The organism is Akkermansia muciniphila (assembly GCF_018709685.1).
Taxonomy (GTDB): Bacteria; Verrucomicrobiota; Verrucomicrobiia; order Verrucomicrobiales; family Akkermansiaceae; genus Akkermansia; species Akkermansia muciniphila_E.
On sequence record NZ_JABDHQ010000020.1, the window covers coordinates 33757 to 42935 of the forward strand.

A 9179-nucleotide genomic window follows, 5' to 3' on the forward strand; every position below is an offset into this window, starting at 1 on the left:
CCAAATACAACAGCCATGAATATGATGAAAATGATGAAGCAGGTCCAGCAGATGCAGGCCGGACTTGCCGCCGCCCAGGAAAAACTGGCCTCCCAGACCGTTACTCTGGAAGGCGCGGGCGGCAAGCTGAAAGTCACCGCCACCTGTGACGGAAATCTCACGGAGCTGGTTATTGATCCCTCCATCATTGACCCGTCCGACTCCGAATTTCTCCAAGACCTCCTCTTGCAAACCATTAACGCCACCATCGCCAAAGGCAAGGAAACCGCAGCCGCGGAAATGAAAAAGCTGACGGGCGGGCTGGACCTGCCCCCCGGCATGGGCTTTTAACCTACCATTACCGTGCACAGGCTCAGAAGGCGCAAACATCTGGCAGAACCACTGCCTGCGTTATCCGGTGTCAACCACCTGGGGATAGCGCTGGGTTGCGTCTCTCTGTGCCTGTGGGTTATCGTCGTCACCATTTTCTGGACCGGATCGGACACGATGGCCTTCATGACTTCACTGCCCATCTGGGCGTGCTGTCTTATCTTCTCCTTCCCGGCGCTTCTGGCATGGCTGATTTTCGGTTCCCGGATCGGGCTGCTTGGCGTCATTGTCTGGTTTGCATACGGCATCGTCGTCACGGATTTCATCCCTCCCATCGCCAGAACGGGAATGGAATATTACAAAATGCCCCCGGCGCCGGACTCCCGCCAAATCAGAGTCCTTACCCTGTACGGGGGCTGCGTGGAAAACCCGCCCATTGAACAGATATCCAAACTCCGGGCGGACGTCATCTTCATCCAGGGATGCAGCAACCACAACCGAACGCTCAAATTTGCCTACAGCATCTTCGGACGCACCTCCTACATCAAGCAAATTGGAAGCTGCGCCATCATTGTGCGCCACGGCCAGATAGGTCCGGCGCAAAGCATCACGGATACCTCAGGCCTGATCGTGGACTGGATACCGGAAAACTCTTCTTTGGCAATACGGCTCATCAACATCAGCCTGGAGCCCTTTGAGCACCGCTTTGACCTTTATTCCCCCGCCTGCTGGAAATACTTCCACACACTCCGGTTCATTCACCGCAAACAGCTCCAGTATCTGTTTGATACCCTGAAGGAGGTAGGAAGCCAGCACGGTGAACTGCCTATCATCCTGGCCGGGAACTTCAGCGCCGCTCCTCAATCCCCCATCTTCTCCAAACTCAGCAGCGACTTTCAGGATTGCTTCAAGCTTAAAGGCGCCGGATACGGGGCCACCTGTCCCGTCAACTTCCCGCTGCTACGCCTGGACCGGGTCTTCTGCACACCGCCGCTCAAACCTGAACGCGCCAGCACCGTGCTGGTACCGGATACCATCCGCCGCTCCATCCTGGCGGACATTTCCATGCCCTGATCCCCTCCTGCGCCACTGCTCCAGGCTATTTCCGTATAACAATTCCTCCGGACATCCCGGGAACGGAACAACCTTACGTAAAACGCGGAAAAGAATTTTCCCCGTCACATCTACAGGGTTTTCAATGCACGGGAAATAGCCGGGAAAAGCTGCTTCTTGCGGCTGACCACATCAGCGGCGGAAAACAGATTGGGTCCCAGCCGTTCGTACTCAATGTGCTCCAGCACCTCTTCATCCCCCACGGCCAGAAGCATGGAATCATGCGTGACAATGTCCGTAACCAGAAGGCACGCCAGTTTCAACCCTTCTTCCTCCACCAATTTCTGAAGCTCCTTCACCAGGTCGTCCTGAACTTCCTGAAGGCCGAAGATGCCGATCTCCTCAATCTGGGAGATGCTGATCTTGTGCCCGTACTCCGTAAAGGTTTTCCTGTCCGCCTGGATGATCGCGGAAGGCGCCGTTTTGGAGCGCAGCAGGGAACCGGTAGCGAAAAACTCCTCCGTAAACTTCTTGGCGTCTATCTTGGCAATGCCGGTCAGCCATTCCAGCATCTCCCTGTCCGCCCGCGCCGTGGTGGGGGACGTCAGGTTCAGCGTATCGGAAAGAATACCCGCGCACAGGCAAATCGCCACGGCCTGGGAAGGCTCCGCATCACGGTGGTAAAACCTGCGTGCCACCAGGGTGGAAGTGGAGCCCACAGGCTCATTCAAAAATCGGATCGGGTCCCGGGTGGAAATCTGGGTGCCCAGGCGGTGGTGGTCCATGACCTCCACGATCTCCGCTTCCTCCACCCCCTTGACGGCCTGTGAAAACTCATTATGGTCCACCAGGGCTACGCGCATGCGGGGCGGGTCCACCAGGTCCGTCTTGCTCAACACGCCAATCATCTTGTTGGTCCTGATGCTCATCACGGGAAACAGCGCCTGCTTGCTCTTCACAGCGGCCTGCCTCAATTCAGGCAGCGGCATATTCTCCGGAAAAACCGTATAATCCTTGTGCACCTGTTCCATCACCTTCCGGGAGCAACGGATCAACTGGCCCACACTGGCCGTATCCCACGGGGTGCTTAAAATGCATGTGCCTGTCGTCTGGGCCGTCTCAACAATATCCAGGGACGGGAACGCCCCGGAGGTGGTTACCAGGGCGCGCACTCCGTGCTCCACGGCATAAAGCTGCACGTTCGGACGGTCCCCGCAAATAACGATCAGGTCCTGCACAATGCCCTTTCTTTTGTAATTGGCAAGCCTCGTCCGGACGCTTGGCTCGCTGGAAGCCCCCACCAGAATGATATTCTGCGTTTCTTCCTCGCTCAGGGTCTCCCCCGTCAGGCACTTGCCGTCAATGGTGGTGGCAATGTTGCTCAGGCTGGAAAAAACGGAGCGCACATTCATCTCCGTCATGTTCAGGGGCATCAGCAGGCTCAGCAAATCAAAATAACGCAGCAGCCCATGAAGATTGTGGTCCGCGTCAACCACTGGAATGGTCTGAAGGGAGTTCTCCGTCATCCTGCGGTACGCCGTCAGGAACGTATCGTCCGGACTTACGCTGATCACATCACGGCGGCAGATTGTTCCCGCAGTGGGTGTTACGTCATAAACGAGAAGCGGCTCCGGCAGTCCGGCCTTTTCCAGCACCCAGGACGTTCTCAGCGTCATCTCCCCGCATCTGGCGGCAATGGCGTCAGGTTCGCCATGGGCTCTTAAAAACTCCGCATTACCTATGGCGGAACAAATGGCATCCGTATCCGGATTCTGGTGGCCGATCACGTATATGGGCCTTTTTTCTGTCTTCTCCGGAAGCATCTTTCTTATTTCCTGCACAGGTTAATCTATATTCAACCTGACGGGCACCACTACCTTGGAAGCAATGGGCACGCCGTCCTTTTCTGCCGGGTAGAAAGTCCAATTCTCTTTCACCCAGCGCATGAAAAGACGGTCCAGTTCCGCATTCCCCGTTGACTGAATAAGATTGACGGATGAAGGTTCGCCACGGGGATTTACCCCCACCGCAACTTTCACCACGGCATTCACCTTCCCGACTTTAGAAGAATTGACGGAATTGGGCAAGGATGGAGCATGTTTATAACGCACCTTTTTATCCGGAGTCACATTTTCATCCGGCGCCGGAGGTCCCGGCCGAGATACCGCAGGAGTTTTTGCGGGGCGCCTGGGTTTCACCTCTTTCATGGAAATCCGCATGCTGGCAAGCTCTTCCGGCAAAAACTCCGTCTGAGGCTCCTCCTGAAGAAAATCCTTCATCTCGGAACAATCCTCGTTTTCCGGCAGCTTCATCGCAAGCAGGTCCTCATCCGCGGTAATTTCCGGAATGGAGCTGACCGTAGGAGGAGCCGCCGCGGGGTCCGCCGGCACGGGCCGAACCTCCTCCAGCTCCTGGAGAATCTCCTCGGAAGGGGCCACAAACTCCATTTCTACCTCCCCGCTCTGGACGGAAGGGAGCCACAACTCCTGAAAATGGATGGCTACGAGCACGGCGCATAAAGCCACCTGGACGCACAAAGCCACCCCCACCGCAATAAACATGGCGGACTTGGAGGTTGAACGGGGCGTGAATCTTACAATTCCGGGCTTTTCATCCATAAAAACGGGCGGGAAGAGGGGAGAAGTGCCCGTTCACTATATCAGCGCCCTTCCCCTTGACAAGCGCCCGCACTGCCATGTGCGGCCCGTTACCGTTTTGTTATCCTGCCGGAAACCGTATGAGGATCAATAACCCAGCGCCTCCCGTATCCGCAGGGAAAACCTCTCCGCCTTCTCCGCAAAGCTTAATTCCGGATTCTGGTACATGATGCCGCGGGAAACGTTGATCAACGGGGGAGCCACGTGGCCGGACCCGCTCAGGCTGGAAAGGTCGCCTCCCTGGGCTCCCAAGCCGGGAACCAGCAGGGGAGCGTCCGGAATACGCGCCAGAATGCTGGAATCCGCATTGGTCAGCCCCACCACCATGCCCACGGACGTCTTGCGCCCTTCCTGCACGGAGCGGCGCACCATATCCCCCACCAGTTCATACACCTTGCGGCCGTCGGCCAGCTCCTGGCGCTCCACATCCGCGGAACCCGGATTGGAAGTGACCGCCAGCAGATAGATGCCCTTGCCTTCATAATCCAAAAAAGGTTCCAGCGTATCATAACCCATGAAAGGGCTTAATGTGACGGCATCCACTCCCAGACGTTCAAAATACGCCTGGGCATAATACTTCTGGGTTTCTCCGATGTCCCCGCGCTTGGCGTCCAGCACCACGGGCACATCCCCCGGCATATCCGGAAGCAATTCTTCAAGCATCTCCAGGCCGCGCAGGCCCATGGCCTCAAAATACGCGATATTCGGCTTGAACGCCGCCGCATACGGAGCGGTTTCTTCCACGACCTTCCGCAACAGGGCGGGAACCGACTGCAAATCATCCATGACGGGGCGCGGGTCCAGCCCCACGCACAGGGCGGAACCGGTCTTTCTGATGCGGGCGGCAAGTTTATCCGTAAAAGATGGGCTCATGCCGTTCATTAAACCACGGCCGCCACGGGCAGGCAAGCCCCAAGCAGGAGGCGTTCCGGAGGAAAGGAAAGACAGATACGGCTTTTCCACCGCTCCCGCACATGCTATGTTCCGGCCCGTATGGCACCTACGGAATCCCAGTCCTCCCCCGCTCCTCTCTCCTGCCTGGAAAAGCCGCTTCCCCTGGACGGCTTCCAGGGGACGCCGGATGAAATCGAACAACAATGGTATGACCGGGTCTACCTGGGCTCCGGCGACAGAATGAAGCAGCTCACCTGGAGAGCCGTCATCGTAGGCATGCTCCTGGGCTCCATCCTCTCCCTCACCAACCTTTATGCCAACCTTAAAATGGGACCTCATGTTTGTGGGCGCAGGCGCGCTGGTGGGCATGAAAACCTCCCTCAGCCTCTTCATCGGGGGAACGGTCTGCTGGGCTCTCTACGTACCGTGGCTGGAAAACCAGGGGCTGCTTCCCGCGGGCGCCGGCTACCGGGATGCCGTGGGCTGGACCCTGTGGGGGGGAACCGCCTGCATGGTTGTCGCCAGCATTGTGGCCTTCCTGTTCCAGTGGAAAAGTATCGTCCGCTCCTTCTCCTCCCTGGGCGCCATGTTCTCCCTGACTAAAAGGCGGGAGCTGACGGATGTGGAAAAAATAGAAACGCCCATGAGCTGGTTCCTGGCCGGGCAGCTCGTCTCCCTGGCAGCCCTCGGCTATCTGGCGCATGCCACCTTTGACGTTCCGTACTGGATGAGCTGCATTGCAGTAATCATCTCCTTCTTCCTGGCGCTGGTCGTCTGCCGGATCACCGGGGAGGCCAACATCACGCCCACCGGAGCCATGGGGAAAGTCACGCAGCTCATCTTCGGCGGGATTGCGCCGGGACACGTGACGGCCAACCTGATGGCGGCCAACATCACCTCCGGAGCGTCCAGTTCCTCGGCAGACCTGCTCGTGGACCTCAAGGTGGGCTACCTGCTGGGAGCCAATCCCCGCAAGCAATTCATCGCCCAGTTCTCCGGAATCTTCCTGGGAACCCTCGTCTCCGTGCTCGCCTTCCGCTCCATGGTCCCGGACGTGGACTCCCTCCAGGCCTTCAACGCGCCGGGGGCCAGAACATGGGCGGCCACGGCGGAAGCGCTGGGCATGGGCTTCAGCCACCTGCACAGCATCAAGGTTCTCTCCATCATCGCGGGCGGCATCCTCGGCCTCATTCTAGTGCTTGTCCCCCGCTACCTTCCCGCCGCAGGAAAATGGCTCCCCACTCCCATCGGCTTCGGGCTGGCGTGGGCCATCCAGTGGAATGACTCCTTCCTCTTCTTTGCCGGGGCCGTGCTCGGCTGGGCTGCGGACCGCTTCTTCCGCGCCAAATCCAGGGAATACAAAATCCCCACCGCTTCCGGCATCATTGCCGGCGCGGCCCTGACGGGCATGGCCATCCTGATGTTCAGCATTTACCAGGCGGCACGCTAAATCCGTGACCGGGCGCCGGGCCTGCGGAAAAGGATATTCCGAAGGTCCGGACCTGGCCCGGCGGCATGTCAACGGGCTTCCTTCTTCAACGTCATTTCCCCTTTGGAAGCTCCTTCGGAAACGCCGCTTACCTCCGCCTTCAAGGTATAGGAGTCAAGGTTGGTGCGGTACTTCTTTAAATCGAGCCTGTAGGCATTATCCTTATTCTCCACGCCGGTCCAGCCTTCATGGGTATCCGCGGCCACCTCCCTGTTCCCCTCATACAACTTGACGGAATGAATTTTCAGGGCGCTGGGGCCGTTCTTCCACTGGAAGGTGGCGGTATACGTGCCCGGCCCGGTCACCTGGTCCGTCACGTTAAATTGCAGCGGAGACCCCTGCTGGAGATCCCACGGCGTTCCCGCGGAATACCTTTCTTCCGCGCTCAGGGCATCCAGCATTTCCCGGTGGGCGCCCATCACGCGATTGGCGACGGTCAACGTATCCCCGGCCGGCCTGGTAGGATACACCTTTCCATTTCCCGCAAAAGCCAGCTCCTCACGAACCGTTTTATCCATGAAAGCGGCATGGGCGGCGGCACGGTCCTTCTTTCCGGTCAGCACATCCAGCTGGGATTCAAAAAAATTCTTCCAGCGGGGCAGATAAAAATCGGAAACAAGCCCGGCCCATTGGCGGTTGGAATAATCATTCAGCGCCCGGGGAGCCTGGTCAATCCATGTGGTAATAAGCATTTTGGCGGACTTGTCCATCAAGGCCTTCTCCTGCCGGGTGCCTCCCCAATCCAGCGCCTTCTTCTGCCAGGTACCCAGCAGGAACTGCCTGTCCGTCGCCAGAAGGGCGTCCATATCCGAAACCAGGGACAGGAACAATTTCACCTGCTTCCTGTATGCCGCGGCATCCCTGGAATCAAAAGCGCTCCTGACCCGCTGAAGCTGGTAAAAAGCGGCGTCTGCAAGCGCTTGGCGGACGACATCCACCAAATCATAGCGGAAGGTCTCCTCCTTTACCAGGGACGGCTGGGCATTGGCCGCCTTCAAATAGCCGCGAGCCGCTTTAACGATGTCGCCCAGATGATAGTACCTTTCCCCGCTGGACCACGTGGAGGCCTTGCGGACATCCCAGGACGGGCGGGCGCAGATAATGGACTCCGTACACCCCTCCTGGGACCGGGCGGGATTGTAAATGGAGGAAGACAGGACTTCCAAAGCCTGCACAACCGCTTCCGGAGCAGCGCCGTAACGCTGGCGGGCATACTTCCTGAGCCAATCCCGGACAGGAATATCCTCTTGCGTCCATAAACGGTCACAGAACAGGGCGTAATGAAGGGGATTCGTTTCCAGCCCTTCGGACAAGGTGCCCATTCCCGTCAGCCCTTTGTCCCTGTATCCGGCCAAATCACTCCCAAGCCGGGACAGAAGGGGAACTCCACCGTACAGCCCCGTATTGCCGCCGAAGTTGGCCAGCTCACACCAGACCCAGGGAATGCCGTCAAAGGTTCTTAAATTCTTTCCGCCGTCAGCCATATCCTTGGTAAGCTGCAATACGAGGGCATGCTTTGGGTCCGTTCCGGCCAGCAGCTCGCGGGAAGGATTGCCTCCCCACGCCTGAATCACCCAGGAAGAACCCGGAGAAGCCTTTTGCATGGCGCCCTGCACCGCCTGCGCCGCGCACGTTACATCAATGTCTCCCTTGCTGCCGCCCTCATGGAACAAATCCCCCCCGAACATCTTTCCGGAAATACCGTATACCTTGCGGAGAGCCTTGTACCAGTCTGCTGCCAGCTTTGGAAAAGCCTCGCAAGTGGGGTCCACCACCCATGGCCTCTTGAAATTGACCCATTCCCCCTGCGGAATAAGTTTCAGGCCTTTCATGTACACGTTCTCCGCAAAATCCGCAGGAACAAACCCCACATACCCCTGAAGCACGGGCGTCATACCCAGCTGCTCCATGCGGGATACGATGCGCCGCCCCAACTGCGCCATCCTGTCAATCTGCTGCTGGGTCAACGGTCCTCCGTGCCCTTCCAGGTTGCCCATGTTCCACCAGGCGGCAAAGGCTGGATTGGGGATGAAGCGGAGAGCCCTTTCCCGGGGATACCCCAGGCCGATGAGAAAATCCTCCCAGGTTTTCTCCAGGCCTGCCGTTACCAGCGCGTGCGTAAACCCGCTCAGGGCCAGGAAATCAATCTCGCGCTGCCAGCGGTTCCAGTCCCAAAAAGCCGCCGTATAAGACAGGGTACAGTAGTTATACGCAAAAACGGTATTCCACGGAGATTCAATCGTGACGGGACTGGAAGGAGCGGGCAGCGGAGAGGGAAGAGTCAGACGGTCTCCGTTCCAGGAAAAATGCACCTTGGCGATATTCTTCAAATACCATCCATACCCCGCTACGAGGCGGCGGACGTCAGATGCCTCCACGCGGATGCCTCCGGGAGCGCCCGAAATCGTAATCTTGTTGCCCAGAGCCGGATTCAAGCTGAATGACACGGCGCCCTTCGCTGATGGGGTCACGCGCGCCACCACGCTTTCAGCGGCCGCTACGGGAGATACTTCCGCCGCAGAGACGCAAACAAGCGGGGACATGACCGTTCCCAGAACCGAACCGACAGCAAAAGCATGTGAAAGCATAGCACCAACTATACATGCAAAATCTGCGGTGTCTTTCAAGGAGGATTGCCATTCTTCCCCAAGGAATGCATGATCTAACTATCCTGGTTGTCAGTTCTCCTATGCGTTCCAGTTCTGCAGTTCACCCCCGATTGGCAGCTATTGAATGATTGCGGTCAATGTGTGCTGGCTTGCTTGTGTTGTGGATTA

7 protein-coding genes are annotated in these 9179 nt (G+C 58.0%); 3 read left to right on the forward strand and 4 right to left on the reverse strand.

Annotated elements, in window-relative coordinates; genetic code table 11:
• Window positions 1-15 precede the first annotated feature (15 nt).
• Together HHJ06_RS10815 and HHJ06_RS10820 are read left to right on the forward strand one after the other, a co-directional pair.
• Window positions 16-330 (forward strand): YbaB/EbfC family nucleoid-associated protein, encoded by a 315-nt coding sequence (locus tag HHJ06_RS10815; protein ID WP_215429653.1) that lies wholly within the window; start codon window positions 16-18, stop codon window positions 328-330.
• A gap of 12 nt (window positions 331-342) precedes the next feature.
• Window positions 343-1383, forward strand: coding sequence for an endonuclease/exonuclease/phosphatase family protein (locus HHJ06_RS10820; protein WP_215429655.1), 1041 nt, complete (start codon window positions 343-345; stop codon window positions 1381-1383).
• A gap of 110 nt (window positions 1384-1493) precedes the next feature.
• Here HHJ06_RS10820 and HHJ06_RS10825 read toward each other — a convergent pair whose 3' ends face one another.
• From HHJ06_RS10825 to pyrF, 3 genes are all read right to left on the reverse strand, one after another.
• Window positions 1494-3185, reverse strand: coding sequence for a putative manganese-dependent inorganic diphosphatase (locus tag HHJ06_RS10825; protein ID WP_251841503.1), 1692 nt, complete (start codon window positions 3183-3185; stop codon window positions 1494-1496).
• A gap of 21 nt (window positions 3186-3206) precedes the next feature.
• Window positions 3207-3923 (reverse strand): energy transducer TonB, encoded by a 717-nt coding sequence (locus HHJ06_RS10830; RefSeq protein ID WP_215429659.1) that lies wholly within the window; start codon window positions 3921-3923, stop codon window positions 3207-3209.
• Window positions 3924-4106: 183 nt separating this feature from the next.
• Entirely contained in the window at window positions 4107-4892 is a 786-nt protein-coding gene (gene pyrF, locus HHJ06_RS10835; RefSeq protein ID WP_251841504.1) for an orotidine-5'-phosphate decarboxylase, read from the reverse strand.
• Between the two features lie 334 nt (window positions 4893-5226).
• Here pyrF and HHJ06_RS10840 point away from each other — a divergent pair, with 334 nt between their 5' ends.
• A complete protein-coding gene (locus HHJ06_RS10840) occupies window positions 5227-6363 on the forward strand; it encodes an OPT/YSL family transporter (protein ID WP_215429663.1) in 1137 nt (378 codons plus the stop codon).
• 68 nt (window positions 6364-6431) lie between these two features.
• Here HHJ06_RS10840 and HHJ06_RS10845 read toward each other — a convergent pair whose 3' ends face one another.
• Window positions 6432-8945 (reverse strand): alpha-N-acetylglucosaminidase, encoded by a 2514-nt coding sequence (locus tag HHJ06_RS10845; protein WP_215429665.1) that lies wholly within the window; start codon window positions 8943-8945, stop codon window positions 6432-6434.
• Window positions 8946-9179: the final 234 nt, after the last annotated feature.